This is a genomic window from Afifella pfennigii DSM 17143 (assembly GCF_000688515.1).
Lineage (GTDB): Bacteria > Pseudomonadota > Alphaproteobacteria > Rhizobiales > Afifellaceae > Afifella > Afifella pfennigii.
The window spans coordinates 71,406-88,928 of record NZ_JHZK01000013.1; the positions used below are offsets into that span (position 1 = coordinate 71,406).

The window sequence follows — 17,523 nt, forward strand, 5'->3', positions numbered from 1 at the left end:
GACCGAACGCTATGGCGACCGGTCGGGTCGGTAAGGGCTCATATCGATGTTGGGGCGCCGGCCTGAGACGAGGTCGGCGACGAGCCTGCCGGTCTTCGGCCCGGCGGTCAGGCCGAGATGATGGTGGCCGAAAGCGGCGAAGGCGCCGCGCGCGCCCGGAAGCTCGCCGATCAGCGGAATGGAATCGACCGGCGCCGGCCTGTGACCCATCCAGCGCCGCGTCTCGGCGAAGGCGATGGTGGGAAGGGCCGCGCGGCCAAGGCGCAGGATGAAATCGAAGATGCGCTCGTCGGGGGGCGCCGAAAGCCCGCCGAATTCCACCACCCCGCCGAGCCGGATACGTCCCTCCATGGGGGTGGCGACGAACTCGCCCTCGGTGATCATCACGGGCGCGCGCAGGCTGGCGCTCGGCTCCACCAGTTCCACATGGTAGCCGCGCTCGCTTTCCATCGGCACCCGCGCCCCGAGGCTTTGAGCGAGCGGCGCCGACCAGATGCCGGCCGCCAGCACGGCGGCCTCGCAGGTCAGGAGCGCCCCGCCCGCGCGCACGCCGGCGACCTTGCCGTCTTCATGGACGATCGCGGTCGCCTCGGCCTTCACCAGCGCGCCGCCCCGCCTTTGGAAATCGGCCGCCAGCGCCCCCAGATAGGCGCCCGGATCGCGGATATAGCCATGTCCGGGAAAGCGCACCCCGAAGCGGAGATGATCGCCGAGAAGCGGCTCCGCCTCAAAAAGCGCTGCCTCGTCCAGCTCCTCCCAGACGAAGCCGTGCCGGCGCCTTAGCGCGAAGCCGAACTCCGCCGCCTCGAACGCGGCGCGATGGCGATAGGCGTAAAGGTAGTCGGAAGCGGCGACGTAGCGCTCCGCGCCCGTTGCTTCGGCCAGCGCCCGATGTTCCTCCAGGCTGTCGCGGGTGAGCTGCGCCAGGGCGGCGGCGATCGCTTCCGTTTTCGCCCGCGTGCACATTTTCAGGCTTTTCAGCATGAAGGGCAGGGCGCGTGGAAGGTAGGGCCAGCGCAGGAAGAGCGGCGCGTTCGGGTCGAGAACAAGGCGCGGCATCTTCCAGGGAAGGTCCGGTCCCGTCACCGGGTCGACCGAGGCACTGGCGAGCACGCCGGCCGGCCCGAAGGAGGTGCCCGCACCCGGGCCTTCGCGTTCGATCACCCTCACATGGTGGCCGGCGCGCTGCAGCCAGATGGCGCAGGAAAGGCCGACGATGCCTGCGCCGATGACGATGACCTCTTTGCTTTCTCCGCGCATCGCTTTCACCGTAAGCTCTCCGACAGGCTGCATGTTGCGCCCGCGGCCCGCCGCCACCAGATCAGGCTCTGACGCCCGGAGATGCCGACATGTCAACGCCCGTTACCGTCCATATCCCTCACAAGCTCGGCCGCGAGGAGGCGAAACGTCGCCTCCAAAGTGGTTTCGGGCGCTTGCGCGAGGAGATCGCCGTCGGCCGTGTCCTGCAGTTCAACGAGGTCTGGGAAGGCGACCGGCTCAGTTTCGACGCCGCCACGATGGGCCAGACGATCGCCGGCCGCATCGACGTCTTCGAGGAGGTGGTGCGGGTGGAGGTCGACCTGCCCTGGTTCCTCGGCGCCATCGCCGAGAAGCTGCAGGGCAGGCTGCAGAAGGCCGGCACGCTGCTTCTGGAGAAGAAGTAGCCGCGCTTTGCCCGGCTCGTTAGGCTCGCACGCGGGGCCCACCGTCAGGCCCGAGCGAACCTTAGGAGCCCTCATGAAGACCTTCCTTATCACCGGCGCCTCCAGCGGCATCGGCGCGGCGACGGCGCGCGCGGCGGTTGGGGCCGGCTATCGCGTTGCCCTCGCGGCCCGCTCGGAAGACAAGCTGAAGGCGCTGGTGGATGAGCTCGGCGCCGATCGCGCCATGGCGATCGCCTGCGACGTGACCAGCTTTGAGGATCAGCAGGCGATGGTGGAGAAGGCCGTTGCCGCTTTCGGCCGTATCGACGTCGCTTTCGCCAATGCCGGTATCGGCTCCAAGGGCCAGGGCACGGCCGGCGGCGACCCGGAGAACTGGCGCCAGATGGTGCTGACCAACGTTCTCGGCCTTGTCTATACGGTCCGCGCCGTGCTTGCCGAGATCGAAAAGAGCCGCGGCCACATCCTCCTCAACGGTTCGCGCGCCGGCCGGATCGCGCTGCCGGGGTCCGTCTACGGCGCCACCAAATGGGCCGTCACCGGCTACGGTCAGAACTTGCGCGAGGAACTCGCCGGCACCGGCGTGCGGGTGACGCTGATCGAGCCCGGCATGGTCGACACGCCCTTTTTCTCCGAGGCCAAGCCCGACGCCTTGAAGGCGGAGGACATCGCCAACGCGGTGATCTACGCCGTCAGCCAGCCGCCGCACGTGTCGGTGGCCGAACTCCTCGTCATGCCCACGCCCAAGGCGTAGCTCACCGTTTCGCTCGCCGGCGTATGGAGCAAACGCGGCGCTCGCGGTTTTCCACCAGGTAGATGCGCCGCGGCGCGCCGTTGGCGGCCAGTCCGGTGAAGGTGGTCGTTGCCCCGGGCGGGACAGTCGGTTCCGCTCCGGCGGGGGCGCGTTTTGCTGCGCTTGCAAACGACAGGAGTTCGCGAATGTCCTACCTGCGCTTCGGTGCGATGATCGCCACTTCGACGGTGGTCATGTTCATTTTGATGTATCTCAATACCTACGCATTCGAGCACGTTTTCTTCAGCGAGACACGAACCTACATGGCGCTGCTGATGGGCGCGACCATGGCCGTCATCATGCTGAGCTTCATGCTCGGCATGTACTCGAGCACCAGGACCAATATCGCCATCTTCGTCGGAGCCGTCGTCGTCTTCGCGCTGTCGCTGTGGCTGGTGCGCAGCCAGGCGACGGTCGGCCAGGTGAGCTTCATGCGAGCCATGATCCCGCATCACTCCATCGCCGTCATGACCAGCGAGCGGGCGCAGATCACCGATCCGCGCGTGCGCAAGCTGGCCGACGAGATCATCGCCGCCCAGCGTCGCGAGATCGCCGAGATGCGCTACCTGATCGCCGAGCTGGAGGATGGCGGGGCCGACGCGCCGCAGATGCCGGAGGAGACGCCGCCGCGGCTGGTGTCGCTTCAGGAGGCGATCAGCGGCGCCCAGATTGCCCTTCTCGATCCAGCGCCCATGAGCGCGGAGGAGATCGGCGAGGTCGTGCCCGCCGGGCCGCAATGCGCCTTCCGCCTGACCTCGGCGGGCCGGCCGGTCCTGGCCGCGGGGGCCGAGGGGACGGCCGGCGGCACGCCCGGCGTCATCAAGCTCAACGGCAATCTCCTCGCCCTTCAGTCGACCGCGCCCGCGGGCGCCGGCCTGGAAGGAGAAGGCGTAGAGTTCGCTGCGGAGGGCATCCGTATGTCGGTCATGCCCGTGCCGGAGGAGGAGGCGGAAACGCGCGGCGGCGAGCGCCGTCGCCTCGCCGATCTGCGTATGGAGCTGGAGCGTGGCCTGACGGTTGGCTATCGCGGCTATTATCGCTGCGGGCTGGGCTGACAGCGCGGCCCTCTTGCCGAGAAAAGCCGGTCGCCGCCTTTCCCGGCTGCGCCCGGCGTCCCCTCAGCCGCGCTCTTCGGAGACCGGCGCCGGACAGAAGGCCCCGTGCAGGGCCTCGATGACGCGCAGCACCTCCGGCTCGGCGATGCGGTAATAGACGTTGGTGCCCTCGCGGCGCGATCGCACCAGCCCGTCCGCCCTAAGGCGCATCAGCTGCTGCGACATCGGCACCTGCTCGATCCCCCCGAGTTCGCGGCGCAACTGGCTCACCGATTTCTCCGCATTGCCGAGCGCGCAAAGAACCAGGAGCCGCTGCGGATGCGACAGGCTGCGCATCAGCTCGGCGGCGCGTTCGGAGGCGGGGATCATTTCTTCTACATTCATGATATTGAAATTATGATATTCGAATGTTAAATGCAAGATCGATGCAACGGCAGTTCGGCGGCGACGGTGCCGCAGCGCCGGCATCGACCGGTCGAACGAGGCGTTCTTCATACGCCAGGCGACACAGCCGGAGCCGGTCCGCGAAACACCTAAGGACAACGGACCTGGGAGGTTGCGATGACGAAGGTAGTTCTGATGGGCGCCGGTCTTGGCGGCATCGTCATGGCCTACGAGATGAAGGACAAGCTGGGCGCCGGCGACGAGCTCACCGTCGTGCATCTGGGCACCTCTTATTCCTTCGTGCCATCCAACCCCTGGATCGCCGTCGGCTGGCGCAAGCGCGAGGACATCGCCGTGGAGCTGGAGCCGATCTTCGCCCGCAAGGGCATCGGCTTTCGCTCCGAGGGCGCCCGCCGCGTCCATCCGCAGGAAAACCGGGTGGAGCTCAACGACGGCACGTCGCTTCCCTACGACTATCTCATCATCGCCACCGGCCCCGACCTCGCCTTCGACGAAGTGCCGGGTCTGGGACCGGAAGCCCATACTCAATCGATCTGCCAGATCGACCATGCCCTGCATGCCAAGACCGCTTTCGACAAGCTCGTGGAAGCGCCGGGTCCGGTGGTCGTCGGCGCCGTCCAGGGCGCGTCCTGCTTCGGCCCGGCCTATGAGTTCGCCTTCATTCTCGATACCGCGCTACGGCGGGCCAAGAAGCGCGACCAGGTGCCGATCACCTTCGTCACGCCGGAGCCCTATATCGGTCATCTCGGCCTCGACGGGGTGGGCGACACCAAGGGCCTGCTGGAAAGCGCCATGCGCGAGCGTCACATCAAGTGGATCACCAACGCCCGCACCGTGAAGGCGGAGGAAGACACGCTCTTCGTGGAAGAGGTGAACGAGGACGGCACGGTGAAGAAGGCGCACGAGCTGCCCTTTGGCTTCTCCATGCTGCTGCCGGCTTTCCGCGGCGTGCCGGCCGTGAAGGATATCGAAGGCCTGACCAATCCGCGCGGCTTCATCACCATCGACAAGCATCAGCGCAATCCAACCTATCCGAACGTCTTCGGCATTGGCGTCTGCGTCGCCATTCCGCCCGTGGGCGAGACGCCGCTGCCCGTCGGCGTGCCGAAGACGGGTTTCATGATCGAATCCATGGTGACCGCGACGGCGGAGAACATCGCCGCCCTGATGAAGGGCGAGGAACCTCGCGCCGTCGCCACCTGGAATGCGGTCTGCCTCGCCGATTTCGGCGATGAGGGCATCGCCTTCATCGCGCAGCCGCAAATCCCGCCGCGCAACGTCAACTGGTCGTCCTCCGGGCGCTGGGTGCATGCCGCCAAGATCGGCTTCGAGCGCTACTTCCTGCGCAAGATCCGACAGGGCCAGAGCGCGACCTTCTATGAGAACCTCGTTCTCGACATGCTCGGCATCAAGAAGCTGAAGGAAATCCACATCGAGGCAGCCGAATAGTTCGGTGCCCCCGAAACCAAGGAGAGAAGATACCATGACTGTCGACCGTGCCGTTCTCGCTTTTGCGGGCTTTATGATCCTCGTCTCGCTGTGGCTGGGCTACGCCATCTCGCCTTATTGGTACTTGTTGACGGCCTTTGTCGGCCTCAACCTGTTGCAGGCGTCCTTCACCGGCTTTTGCCCGGCCGCGATGATCTTCAAGAAGCTCGGCGTGAAGCCGGGCGTGGCGTTCCAGTAAAACCCGAGCCGCCGGCCCCCCTCTGCCCCCCGATTGAACCGGGGGGTCGGCGGCGACCACATTTTGAGCTGATCATGTCCCTTTCCCTGTGGCCGGTTCGCGGCCGCGCTTCGCTCATTGCCTTCTTGCTCTTCGCCGCCCCGCCCTTGTCCGGCGCGGGCGCGGAAGAGTTTTTCGTCGAGCCTCAGACGGTGCAGGAGGAGAAGGCCGTCTTCGGCCAGGTCGAAAGCCGCGATCTTGTGCCGGCCCGTGCCCGCATCGGCGGCACCGTCACGGAAATTACCGTCGACGAGGGCAGCCAGGTGAAGATGGGCGATGTCATCGCCACCATCGTCGACGACAAGCTGGCCATCGAGCGCAACGTTGCCGAGGCGAAGATGCAGGCGCTCGTTTCCCAGCTGGACAACGCCCGCACCGAGCTGGAGCGCGCGGAGGCCCTGCTCGCCCGCGGCTCCGGTACCCAGGCCCGTCTCGATCAGGCCGCGACGCAAGTGGAGGTTCTGACCAACCAGCTTGCCGCCGCCGAGGCCGAGCGCGCCGTCATCGAGCAGCGCTCGCGCGAGGGCAAGGTGCTGGCGCCGGCATCCGGCCGCGTTCTCGACGTGCCGATAACGCCCGGAAGTGTCGTTCTTCCCGGGGAGAAGATCGCCGAGATTGCCGGCGGTGGCTATTTCCTGCGCCTGTCGCTGCCGGAGCGCCACGCCGCCGAGATCGCCGAAGGCGACAGCGTTATGGTCGGCAAGCGGCTTTTGACCGCCGGCGAGGTTGAGGATGGCGAAGACCTGGAGACGGGCCGCCTGGTGAAGGTTTATCCGGAGATTGCGGCCGGCAGGGTCAAGGCCGATGTGGAGATTTCCGGCCTTGGTGACTATTTCGTCGGCGAGCGCACCCTCGTCTGGATCCCGGTCGGCAAGCGCCAGGTGCTTGCCGTGCCGCCGGAGGCGGTCATCACCCGCCACGGCATCGACTATGTGCGGCTTCGGGCCGATGACGGCGAGATCGAAGTCGCGGTCATTCTGGGAGAGCGCTTTTCCGCCGAAGATGGCGAGCGCGTGGAGATATTAAGCGGCCTTCGCGCCGGCGACCTGGTGGTTCTGCCATGAAGCTCGGCATCGCCGGCGGCCTGACGAAGAGCTTCATCGCTTCCCCCTTAACGCCGCTTCTCCTTCTCGCTTCCTTCGCCCTCGGTCTCGTCGCGCTGGTCACCCTGCCGCGCGAGGAGGAGCCGCAGATTTCCGTGCCGATGGTCGATGTGCATGTGCGCGCTGACGGTCTGAAGGCGGAAGATGCCGTCAAGCTCGTCACCGAGCCCCTGGAGACGATCGTCAAGAGCATCGACGGGGTGGAGCACGTCTATTCCCAGACGCAGGACGACGGCGCCATGGTGACGGCGCGCTTTGAGGTCGGCACCAGCTCCGATGCCGCCATTTTGCGCGTGCACGAGAAGGTGCGCGCCAATTTCGACCGCATTCCCGTCGGCATACCGGAGCCCTTGATCGTCGGGCGCGGCATCGATGACGTCGCCATCGTCGTCGTCACCCTGGCCCCGGAACCGGGCGCGTCCGACCGCTGGACGCAGAACGACCTGACCCGCCTTGCCCGCGAATTGCAGGTGGAGATCACCAAGCTTCCCGATATCGGCCTGACCTACATCGTCGGGGCGCAGCCGGAGGAAATCCGCGTCTCGCCCGATCCGGAGCGGCTCTCGCTCTACGGCGTCACCCTGCAGCAGCTCACCGCCAAGCTTTCCGGCGCCAACCGTTCCTTCGAGGCCGGTTCCGTGCGCGCCGAGGGCGGCAGCCGCATCGTCGTCGGCGGCCAGACGCTGCAGACCTTGCCGGAAATCGGCAATCTTCTTTTAACGGCGCGCGACGGGCGCCCCGTCTATGTCCGCGACGTCGCCGACATCTCGCTCGTCACCGACCCGAAGGAGACGCGCGTCCACAACATCGTCAAGACCGAGGAGGGGCTTGTCGAAGCGCCGGCCGTCTCGCTCGCCATCGCCAAGCGGCCTGGCACCAACGCCGTCGTCATCGCCGAGGAGATCGTCCACCGCCTGGAAGAGGTGCGCGGGCAGATCTTCCCCGAAGAAGTGGCGATGACGATCACCCGCAATTACGGCGAATCGGCCAACGAGAAGGCGAACGAGCTTCTCTTCCATCTCGGCCTTGCCACCATCTCCATCGTCATCCTGGTTGCCATCGCCATCGGCTGGCGCGAGGCGCTGGTGGTCGCGGTCGTCATCCCGACGACGATCCTGTTGACGCTCTTCGCCTCGCGTTTGATGGGCTACACGCTCAACCGCGTCAGCCTTTTCGCGCTCATCTTCTCCATCGGCATCCTCGTCGACGACGCCATCGTGGTGATCGAGAACATCGCCCGCCACTGGGCGATGAAGGACGGCCGGCCGAAGCGCCAGGCCGCCATCGAGGCGGTGGCGGAGGTCGGCAACCCGACCATCGTGGCCACGCTCACCGTCGTCGCGGCGCTCCTGCCGATGCTCTTCGTGTCGGGGATGATGGGCCCCTATATGAGCCCGATCCCGGCCAATGCCTCCGGGGCGATGCTCTTTTCCTTCTTCGTCGCCGTGATGCTGACGCCCTGGCTGATGATGAAGCTTGGACGCAAGGAGGAGCCCGCCGCCGAGGGCGGCGGCCATCACGAGATCGGCGCGCTCGGCCGTTTCTACGTTGCCCTGGCAAGGCCGGTTCTGGTCTCGCGCGCCGGCGCCTGGGTGTTCCTTCTCGTCGTCGGCATCGCCACCATCGGCTCGCTGGCGCTCTTCTACACCAATGACGTGACGGTCAAGCTCCTGCCCTTCGACAACAAGACGGAGCTGCAGGTGGTCGTCGACCTGCCGGAGGGCTCCTCGGTGGAGGAGACGGACCGCGTTCTCGGCAGGGTGGTGGAGCGGCTGGCGCCGATTCCGGAGGTTGTCTCCTTCCAGACCTATGCCGGCACGGCCGCGCCTTTCAATTTCAACGGCCTGGTGCGCCATTACTACCTGCGTGCCAATCCCGAGCAGGGCGACGTGGAGGTGAACCTTCTGCCCAAGGGTGAGCGCGAGCGGGCGAGCCACGACGTGGCGCTTGCCATGCGCGAGGCGCTCGCCGGCCTGGATGCGCCGGAGGGCACGGTACTGAAGGTCGTCGAGCCGCCTCCCGGCCCGCCGGTCCTGTCGACGCTGCTGGCTGAGATCTATGGCCCGGACGGCGAGACCCGCCGAGCGGTGGCGGCGAAGGTGCGCGAGATCTTCCAGGAGGTGCCCTTCATCGTCGATGTCGACGACAGCTTCGGCACGCCGGCTGAGCGTATCCGCATCGCCATCAACCAGGACAACCTGGAATATTACCGGGTGGAGCAATCCGACGTCTACGACACGATCGGCGCGCTCTATTCAGGTCAGACGGTGGGCTACTCGCATCGCGGCGGCGGTCGTCAGCCGATCCCTGTCGTCATGGCCCTGCCCAAGGGCGAGAAGGTGGTCGACGAGCGCGCCCTTGCAACGCCCGTGCCGGCCAATGCCCTGCCGGGCGCGCGCGACGTGGTGGAGCTCGGCGACGTTGTGGCCGTCACCGGCGAGACCGCCTCCTATCCTATCTTCCGCCATAACGGGCGGGCGACGGAGATGGTGCAGGCGGAGCTTGCCGGCGCCTTCGAGGCACCCGTCTACGGAATGCTGGCCGTTGCCGAGAAGATCGACGAGACCGATTGGGGCGATTTGCCGAAGCCGGTGATCAAGCTGCATGGCCAGCCTGACGACGAGAGCCACCCGACCTTGCTTTGGGACGGCGAATGGGAGGTGACCTGGGTGACCTTCCGTGACATGGGCGCGGCCTTCGCCGTTGCCATTCTCGGCATCTATATCCTGGTCGTCGCCCAGTTCGGCTCCTTCAAGCTGCCGCTCGTCATCCTAACGCCGATTCCGCTCACCTTCATCGGCATCATGCTCGGCCACTGGCTGTTTGCGGCGCCTTTCTCCGCGCCCTCCATGATCGGCTTCATCGCGCTCGCCGGCATCATCGTCAGGAACTCCATTCTCCTGGCGGACTTCATCCGCCATGCGCAGGCCGCCGATCCGGAGCGGCCCCTGATCGACGTGCTCTTGGAGGCCGGCGCCATCCGCTTCAAGCCGATCCTCCTGACGGCGCTGGCGGCGATGATAGGCGCGGCGGTGATCCTCGCCGATCCGATCTTCCAGGGGCTCGCCATCTCGCTGCTCTTCGGTCTCGCCTCCTCCACGGCGTTGACCGTGCTCGTCATCCCGGCGATCTACGTGGCGCTGAAGGGCACGGGCGGGAAGAAGGCGGCGGCCTGAGCCGGGATCTGATGCTGCGCATGTGGCGTCTCGGCGCCAAAGCGAGAGGAAGTGCACGCGTCTTAGCCCTGGCGGCCGGACTTGCGCCCCTTTGGCGGTGATTTCGTCGAGCTGGCGATGGGGTCGGCGGCGGGCAAGCGATCCGCCTCCGCCTGCAGGCGGGCTATCCGATAGGCGAGCGCCACCCGCTTGCCCTCGTCGCCATCGGCGAAGCGCCGTTTCAGCTCTTGCTCGATCGCCGCGGCCGTCGTGCCGCGCCCGTCATCTCGTTCGTGCATGGGTGCCATCCCCAATGACCAACGGAGCCGCAAGGGCAGGTCGCCGGATCGTATCGCTGGCGGATGCTCTGCGGCTCTCCCTACGGCTGGGGTTAAGCTTAACAGGATCGCGGCGGGTTTAGCGATTATGATGAACGAAGGGTTAACGGCCGCGCGCTGACGCCCGGCCGCCGGAATGGCCGCTCAGCCCGAGCCGTCGTCGTGATCGGGCATCCGCTCGCCGCTGCCCCCGCGAATTGGCCGGTTCCGGGCGGATTGCGGTCTTTGGAATGCTTGTATAGAGACGGCGCCTCGTCGGGAGCGATGTCGGAACCCGGCGGGATCGGTTAGAAAGGTGCCGCCGGCGGCGCGCGGCTCTCCGGCATCGGGCGAAACGGATAGGGCCAGCCTTCTCGTGAATGTACATCCCATGACGGGATCGGAGGCTCGCTCCGCGACGAGCGTCGCCTCCCGCTCCGGCGAAGGCGCGGCCGGCGAGGCCCGCCGCGTGCCGGGTGAGGCGGCATGGAGCCTCTTCGGTCGGCCGCTCGCGCCGCTGCTCTCCTTGGTCGGCCTCGCCATCGCGACCGTTCTTCTGCCGATGATCTCCGTCCTTTCCACGCGCTCCTCGCCGCTCCTTCTCTCTCTGGCGACGACGGCGCTTCTGTTCGCCCGGCTGGCGGAGCCGGGCGGTCTTGCCGCCCTGCGCCGTGAGATGACCGCGATTGCCCGCAGCCCGCTCGTTCCGGCGCTGCTCTTCTTCGCCAGCGGCGCCTTTCTGAGTGCCCTATGGAGCCAGGCGCCCGCAACATCGCTCGATTACGCCACGCGCCTTGCCGGCAACATCGCGCTCGGCTTCTTCTTCGCCGTTGGCCTGTCCGGCGAACGCGCCGCAAGGGTCTTGCGCATGCTCCTTATCGGCCTGGCGCTGGCCTTGCCGTTTCTCTTGAGCGAATTGGAGGGGACGTTCGCGATCAGGCCCTATTTCGGCGGTGAGCCGACGCCCGACGAGCTCAACCGCACGGTCCTGACGCTGAGCGCGCTCGCCGCGACGGCTCTCGCCCTTGCCCTGGCCAGCTCTCAGCATCGTCTTGCGGCGGCTCTCCTGGCCGGCCTGGCCGTGGCGGTGGCGGTGTTTTCCGCCTCGCAATCGGCCGATCTTTTCTGGCTGGTGGTGGCGCTCGCGGCGCCCGTGGCCTGGCTGGCACCGCGTCTGGCGGCCTGGGGCTTGGCCCTCTCCGCCATTGCGGTGACGGCCCTTTTCCCCTTTGTCATCGGTCGGATCGGCGAGCCGCTGAAGGCCCTTCTGGCAACGGAGTTCGGCGGTTTCGCCCGCGAAAGCAGCGCCATCGACCGGCTCAACATCTGGATGGGCTACGCCTCGGTGGTCGAGGAGCGTTTCCTGCTCGGTTGGGGCTACGCGGCGGAGCGCTTTTTCGGCCCGGCGAGCCCGCAGGATCTGCCGCTCATCGTGCGCACCGGAGCCCATCCGCACGACCTCGCCATTCAGCTCTGGCTCAATCTCGGCTTGCTCGGCTTCGTCCTGGCTGCGCTCATTGCCGCTGCGATGCTGCGTGTGTTGCTTCGGACGAGATCCGACAGACTGCCGGGCGCCGTTACCTTGCTTGCCGGTTTCTTCGCGGTCTGGATGGTCGGCCACGGCGCCTTCCAGGAATGGTGGCTGGCGCTGGTCGCGCTCGTCCTGACGCTTCTTCTCAGGACGTCTGGCGACGACCCGGCAGCAACGGCAAAAGCCGATCCAGCGGGCCGAAGCTGAGCCCAAGCCAGACGAGGAGCGCGGTGCCATAGGCGGCGGTCAGCCCGACGATAGGCAACGCACGGGCGAGGAAGGCAAAGCCGATCTCCACGACCATCAACAGGGCGAGCAGGCCCACCACCTCGTCGTGCCGCCAGCCGCGCCGCACCGCTCGTTGATAGGCATGCTGGCTGTGCGCCAGCCACACTTTCTCGCCGCGAACCGCCCGCCGCGCCAGGGTGAGGCCGGTATCGGTGAGATAATAGGCCGGCAGCACCATGGCCGCCGCGACCTCGCCGGAAAGCGCCAGCGCCAGCAGAAGCGAGCCAGTCAGAAAGCCGAGAAACACGGCTCCGGCATCGCCGAGGAAGATTGTCGCCGGGTGCCAGTTGAAGGCGAGAAAGGCAAGGCAGGCTGCCATCAGGATGACCGGCAGGGCCGGGACGGCGCCCGGCAGGGCCACAAGCAGCGCCCCGAGCGAGATGCCGATAACGCTCATGCCGGTGATGCCGTCGATCCCGTCCATGAAATTGGTGGCGTTGACGAAGGCGAGCAGAAACAGGAAAGCCAGCGCTCTTTCCACGGCAAGCGGCAAAACCGCCTCGGCGAAACGCGCCTCCGGCGGCAGCGCCGCGACGGCAAGGCCGATGAAGAGGGATTGCAGGAGAAGCCGGGCCCCGGCGGAGATATGCGTCAGGTCGTCGATGGCGCCGATGACGGCGATGGATAGCGCCGCCATGGTGAAGGAAAGGGCTGCCCCGGCCGGCAGGCCGGTCACGGCCCCGGCCGCCGCCGAAAGGCCAAGGGCGATGGCGATCGCCGGCACTAGGGCAAAGCCAGCCCCCCGGGGGACTGGCTGGTGATGGTTGGTGCGCTCGCCCGGATGGTCGAGAACGCCGCGACGGCCGAGCCAGGGGCGGATTTGCCGGATGCCGAAGAAGGTGAGGAAGAAGGCGGCAGCCGCGCCAAGAAGCAAGGGGCCCATCGCTCAAACCTGCCGGCGCATCGGCGGCCTCAATGCGGCGCGCGCTCGTGCAGCGGGCGCACGTTGGAAGCGGCCGATTGGGCATGCATGGCGGCGAAGCAATTGCGCAAAAGCGCCGTGCAGGCATCGTCGGCGCCATGGCGGGCTGCCGCTTGGAGCCGGGCGAAGAGCTCGCGCAACGCCGCCCCGTCGACCGGAGGCGCGCTGGCCGCCAGGATCCCCGCGGCGGGCGTCTCCAGCACCGATTCATGCGCGCCCACCAGGTCCTCGTGCAGTTTCTCGCCCGGCCGCAATCCGGTGAAGGCCACGTGGATGTCCTCGTCTGGGCGCTTGCCGGAAAGGCGGATGAGGTTACGCGCCAAATCCGCAATACGCACGGGCTGGCCCATATCCAAGAGGAGAATTTGTCCGCCGATGCGGCTGCCGAAACCATAGGCGGAGGCCTGCAGGACGAGCTGCGCCGCCTCGCTGGAGGTCATGAAATAGCGCGTCGCCTCCGGATGCGTCACGGTCAGCGGTCCGCCGGTGCGAAGCTGCTCCTCAAACAGCGGCACCACCGAGCCGCGCGAACCGAGCACATTGCCGAAACGCACGATCATCAAACGCGTCTTGGCCTGTTCGCGATCGAGAAGCTGGCAGTAGCGTTCGGCGAGGGCTTTCGTCAGGCCGAGGACATTGTGCGGATTGGCCGCCTTGTCGGTGGAGATCATGATGAAAGCGCTGACGCCGCATTCGCAGGCCGCATCGGCGACGTTCTGGGTGCCGAAGACGTTCGACAGGATGGCTTCGCTGGGATTGCTCTCCAGGATCGGCACATGCTTCAGCGCGGCGGCGTGGAAGACGAGCTCCGGCCGGAAGTGCTGGAATGCGCCGAGAAGCGTCTCCCGGTCGCGGATATCGCACAGCACCGGACATATCTGCACATGCGGGCCAGCGGTTCTGCGCAGGCGCCGGTCGATCTCGTAGAGATTGTGCTCGCTGTTCTCCAGGAGGATGATGCGCGAGGCGCCGAAACGCGCCACCTGATGCACGATCTCCGATCCGACCGAGCCGCCGGCGCCGGTGATCAGCACCGAGCGACCGGCAATCAGCCGGTTGATGCCGGCCTCGTCGAGCTGGATGGGAGGCCGTCCGAGAAGGTGTTCCAGGCGCACCGCTTCCGGCTGCGAAGCGCCTCCGGCCTCCAACTCCTGGATATCGGGCAGGCGGTTGACGACGAGCCCGGCCTGGGAAGCGGCGTCGACAAGAGCCTGCAGCACTTCCGGGCTCATGCGCGCACGGGTGGTGACGATGCGGCTGGGCGGCCTGGGGCTGGAGGCGAATTGCTTCACGTATTCTGGCAGCTCTTCCACCAGCGCGGCGACGGGCACGCCATGCAGCTGGCGTCCGATATGCTTGGGATTGGATTCGATGATCGCCATGACCAGGAAGCGCGAATCGCGGTCGCGGCTGACGGAGCGGATGAAGACGTCGGCCTCGTTGCTGAAGCCGTAGAGCAGGATCGGCTCCACCGGCCGGGACGGATCGCTGGTGGTGCGACCCTGCCGGCCGTCGCGATAGAGCCGGTAGGCCATGCGCGGCGCCCCGAGCATGACGATGAGCACGAACCATTCGATGACGAGCACCGAGCGCGGCAGCGAGCCGGTGCGTTGGATGAGAAAGACGGCGACGAGGAAGATGAGGACGGCGACCGTGACCGCCTTGGCGATGGAATAGATCTCGCGCACCGACGCATAGCGCCAGGAGGCGCTGTGCAGGCGGAAAAACGGGAAGACGGCGATGCAGATGAGCGTGAAGACACCCACCAGAAGTGGCACCTGCTCGGTGCTGTAATCGGAATCGGTGCCGAGGCGGAGATAGTAGGAAAGGTAGAGTGAGGACGCCGCCGCGGTGAAGTCGTAGGCGTAGATGATCCAGTGGCGCATCGGCCGCGAAATGCGCTTGACGACCTGGTCCATCATGCCAAGAGAGCTCCGAGCCCGGCAAATGGCGTTAAGGCGCGGTCCGGGCAGATCGCGCCTCACGGGCGCACGAATTGATTAACTTCAAGCCCAATTCCACCTTAGAAGTCAATCAATCAGCCGTGGCAGGAAAGCACCAGTCGCGCATTGCCTACGCGCTCATGGATCGCAGGTAATCCTGGCAAGGATGTGGTCATAGCCAATGTCGGCGCCAGGCCTCGAAGGAAAGCAGCATCCACAATTGATAGGCGTGGTTGCGCCCGCCGCTCAGATGCGCGCGCCAAAGATCGCGCGCAGGTTGTGGATAAAGCAGGCCGCCGCCATAATCCTCCGCCTCGATGAGCTCGCTCGCCCAGCTCTTCAGCGGACCGCGCAGCCATTCGGCGAGGGGTACGCCGAAACCCATCTTCGGCCGATCGATCAGCTCTTCGGGCACGTAGCGGTCGAGCACCCGCCGCAACAGCCATTTGGAGCGGCCCTCCCGGATGAGGAAGCGTCTCGGCAGCCGCCAGGCGAATTCGACCACGCGATGGTCCAGGAGCGGCGGTCGCGCTTCCAGGGCCACGGCCATGGATGCACGGTCGATCTTCTGCAAAATGTCGTCGGGAAGATAGGTTAAGGTATCGGTGAAGCGCATCCGGTCGATGAAGTCGAGGCCGGCAGGCGGTCTGCCGAAATCGCTTCCGTGCTCGGCCGCCGCAATGTGCAGGGAAGGATCGGGCACTTGGCTGACGAGGCGTCGATAAAGGCCTTCCGCGTCGAGCGGCAGGACGCTCGCCACCTTCATCGCCTTGTCTCCCGGCTGCCCCGGCAGGCCCGGCACGAAGCGCGCCAGCGCATCGATGGCGCCGACGGGAATGCGCGCGATCGCCGCCGCCATGGCCACGCGCATCGGCTGCGGAACGCGCTCGATCTGCGGCCAGCGCACGCCCGCCATCGCGTAACGGTTGTAGCCGGCGAAGAGCTCGTCGCCGCCATCGCCGGAGAGTGCCACGGTAACGTGCTCGCGTGTGAGGCGCGAGACGAGATGCGTCGGGATCTGCGAGGAATCGGCGAAGGGCTCGTCGTACATCTGCGGCAGCGTCGGCACCACCCGCAGCGCCTCTTCGGCCGTGGCGGTGAGCTGCGTGTGCTCGGTGCCGAGATGGCGCGCGACGGCCGCTGCGTGCCGCGATTCATCGAAGCCGAAGCTGTCGAAACCGATGGAGAAGGTGCGCACCGGGCCTTTCCCGGCCGCGACCATGAGGGCCGCGACGGCGGAGGAATCGATCCCGCCGGAAAGGAACGCGCCGAGCGGCACGTCGGAGATCATCTGCCGGGCGATAGCATCGCCGAGAAGGGCGTCGAGCGCCTCCTCCGCTTGCGCGTCGGAAAATCTCAGCGGATCGGCGAGCCCCGCCGTCGCCGCCTCGGCGAGCCTCCAGTAATGCCGCCGTTCCAGCCGGCCATCGGCATGAAAGGAGACGGCCTCTCCAGGCAGCAGCTTCTCCACGCCCTCAAAGATGGAAAAAGGCGCCGGCACATAGCCGAAGCGCAAGAAACTCGCCACGGCGCTTGGGTCGATCTGCCGGCCCGCCTCGCCGCGCGCATGCATCGCCTTCAGCTCCGAGGCGAAGGAGAGACGGCGCCCATCGGCGCAAAAGAAGAGCGGCTTGATGCCGAGCCGGTCGCGGACGAGGTGCAAGATGCGCTCCCGCCGGTCCCACAGCGCGAAGGCGTACATGCCGTTGAGCTCGGCAAGCGTTGCCTCGATGCCGCGGCGGGCAAAGCTCTCCAGCATCACCTCGGTGTCGGAATGGCCGCGCCAGGCGATGCCGGAAAGAGCGGGATCGGCCCGCATCTCCTCGGCGTTGTAGATCTCGCCATTGTAGGTCAGCACATAGCGCCCGTCGGCGGAAACCATCGGCTGGGCGCCCGCCTCGGTGAGGTCGATGATGGCGAGCCGGCGATGGGCGAGGGCAAGGCCCGCATCGGGCTCGCTCCAGACACCGGCCCCGTCCGGCCCGCGATGGGCGATGGCATCGGCCATCGCCCGGGCACGCCGCTCCAGCGCTCCGGCCTCGCCGGCGGCGCTCGGGTCGATGAGGCCGGCAATCCCGCACATTCCTCAAAATCCCTTCATGCCGCCGGCAGCCGGCGGCATCGGCGTCTTAAAGGCTCCAATAGGTTGTGCCTTTGGCGATCTGTTCGGGGCCGAGGGCGGATTTGACGTCGATGACGACGCCGCCCTGGCGCAGGCCGGCGGTGAGCCTTTCGATTGGCTGATCGAGATAGGCGCGGTGCGGCACGGCGAGGATGAGCGCGGCAAGGTCGGTCAGGGCCTCGGCGGGCTGAAGCTTGAGGCCGTATTCGCGCTCCGCCTCGTCGGCATCGGCGATCGGATCGTGCACCAGCGGCCTTGCGCCGTAGTTCTTCAGCTCCGCGAGGATGTCGGGCACGCGGCTGTTGCGCAGGTCCGGCACGTTCTCCTTGAAGGTCAGGCCGAAGACGCCGATGCGCGCGCCCTGGATCTCGCCGCCGCCGGCCGCGATCAGCTTGACCGTGCGCTCGGCGATGAAGCGGCCGATGGAATCGTTGATGCGCCGGCCGGCGAGGATGACCTGCGGATGGTAGCCGAGCTGCTCGGCAAGGGCGGTCAGGTAATA

15 protein-coding genes are annotated in these 17,523 nt (G+C 66.8%); 8 read left to right on the plus strand and 7 right to left on the minus strand.

Annotation, left to right across the window (positions count from 1 at the left end):
• Nucleotides 1-9: 9 nt before the first annotated feature.
• Nucleotides 10-1,260 carry an NAD(P)/FAD-dependent oxidoreductase gene (locus Q331_RS0110990; RefSeq protein ID WP_026380723.1) on the minus strand — a complete coding sequence of 417 codons (1,251 nt, stop codon included), beginning with the start codon at nt 1,258-1,260 and terminating at the stop codon, nt 10-12.
• An 89-nt stretch (nt 1,261-1,349) separates the two neighbouring features.
• Between Q331_RS0110990 and Q331_RS0110995 the strand changes: the two genes are divergently transcribed.
• From Q331_RS0110995 to Q331_RS0111005, 3 genes are all read left to right on the plus strand, one after another.
• Nucleotides 1,350-1,664 carry a polyhydroxyalkanoic acid system family protein gene (locus Q331_RS0110995; protein ID WP_026380724.1) on the plus strand — a complete coding sequence of 105 codons (315 nt, stop codon included), beginning with the start codon at nt 1,350-1,352 and terminating at the stop codon, nt 1,662-1,664.
• Between the two features lie 73 nt (nt 1,665-1,737).
• Entirely contained in the window at nt 1,738-2,415 is a 678-nt protein-coding gene (locus Q331_RS0111000; RefSeq protein WP_026380725.1) for an SDR family oxidoreductase, read from the plus strand.
• Between the two features lie 185 nt (nt 2,416-2,600).
• Nucleotides 2,601-3,509 carry a DUF305 domain-containing protein gene (locus Q331_RS0111005; protein ID WP_026380726.1) on the plus strand — a complete coding sequence of 303 codons (909 nt, stop codon included), beginning with the start codon at nt 2,601-2,603 and terminating at the stop codon, nt 3,507-3,509.
• Between the two features lie 63 nt (nt 3,510-3,572).
• On the opposite strand, the gene Q331_RS0111010 is transcribed toward Q331_RS0111005, so the two are convergent.
• Nucleotides 3,573-3,893 (minus strand): ArsR/SmtB family transcription factor, encoded by a 321-nt coding sequence (locus Q331_RS0111010; RefSeq protein ID WP_026380727.1) that lies wholly within the window; start codon nt 3,891-3,893, stop codon nt 3,573-3,575.
• A gap of 177 nt (nt 3,894-4,070) precedes the next feature.
• Here Q331_RS0111010 and Q331_RS0111015 point away from each other — a divergent pair, with 177 nt between their 5' ends.
• From Q331_RS0111015 to Q331_RS0111030, 4 genes are all read left to right on the plus strand, one after another.
• Nucleotides 4,071-5,363 (plus strand): NAD(P)/FAD-dependent oxidoreductase, encoded by a 1,293-nt coding sequence (locus tag Q331_RS0111015; protein ID WP_026380728.1) that lies wholly within the window; start codon nt 4,071-4,073, stop codon nt 5,361-5,363.
• A 34-nt stretch (nt 5,364-5,397) separates the two neighbouring features.
• Nucleotides 5,398-5,601, plus strand: coding sequence for a YgaP family membrane protein (locus Q331_RS0111020; protein ID WP_026380729.1), 204 nt, complete (start codon nt 5,398-5,400; stop codon nt 5,599-5,601).
• Between the two features lie 74 nt (nt 5,602-5,675).
• Nucleotides 5,676-6,704 (plus strand): efflux RND transporter periplasmic adaptor subunit, encoded by a 1,029-nt coding sequence (locus tag Q331_RS0111025; RefSeq protein ID WP_051631050.1) that lies wholly within the window; start codon nt 5,676-5,678, stop codon nt 6,702-6,704.
• Nucleotides 6,701-9,919, plus strand: coding sequence for an efflux RND transporter permease subunit (locus Q331_RS0111030; protein ID WP_026380731.1), 3,219 nt, complete (start codon nt 6,701-6,703; stop codon nt 9,917-9,919). Before Q331_RS0111025 ends, Q331_RS0111030 begins: the two co-directional genes overlap by 4 nt.
• Before the next feature lie 62 nt (nt 9,920-9,981).
• Here Q331_RS0111030 and Q331_RS0111035 read toward each other — a convergent pair whose 3' ends face one another.
• Entirely contained in the window at nt 9,982-10,197 is a 216-nt protein-coding gene (locus Q331_RS0111035; RefSeq protein WP_026380732.1) for a hypothetical protein, read from the minus strand.
• Nucleotides 10,198-10,606: 409 nt separating this feature from the next.
• On the opposite strand from Q331_RS0111035, the gene Q331_RS0111040 reads away from it, so the two are divergent.
• Entirely contained in the window at nt 10,607-11,953 is a 1,347-nt protein-coding gene (locus tag Q331_RS0111040) for an O-antigen ligase family protein (RefSeq protein WP_026380733.1), read from the plus strand.
• Here Q331_RS0111040 and Q331_RS21175 read toward each other — a convergent pair.
• From Q331_RS21175 to Q331_RS0111060, 4 genes are all read right to left on the minus strand, one after another.
• A complete protein-coding gene (locus Q331_RS21175) occupies nt 11,892-12,917 on the minus strand; it encodes an MraY family glycosyltransferase (protein ID WP_051631051.1) in 1,026 nt (341 codons plus the stop codon). The genes Q331_RS0111040 and Q331_RS21175 overlap by 62 nt on opposite strands.
• A gap of 29 nt (nt 12,918-12,946) precedes the next feature.
• A complete protein-coding gene (locus tag Q331_RS21180) occupies nt 12,947-14,878 on the minus strand; it encodes a nucleoside-diphosphate sugar epimerase/dehydratase (RefSeq protein ID WP_051631052.1) in 1,932 nt (643 codons plus the stop codon).
• Nucleotides 14,879-15,071: 193 nt separating this feature from the next.
• Entirely contained in the window at nt 15,072-16,982 is a 1,911-nt protein-coding gene (asnB, locus tag Q331_RS0111055; RefSeq protein ID WP_026380734.1) for an asparagine synthase (glutamine-hydrolyzing), read from the minus strand.
• A 46-nt stretch (nt 16,983-17,028) separates the two neighbouring features.
• Nucleotides 17,029-17,523: UDP binding domain-containing protein (locus tag Q331_RS0111060; protein ID WP_026380735.1), on the minus strand; the 495-nt coding region annotated here is incomplete at its 5' end.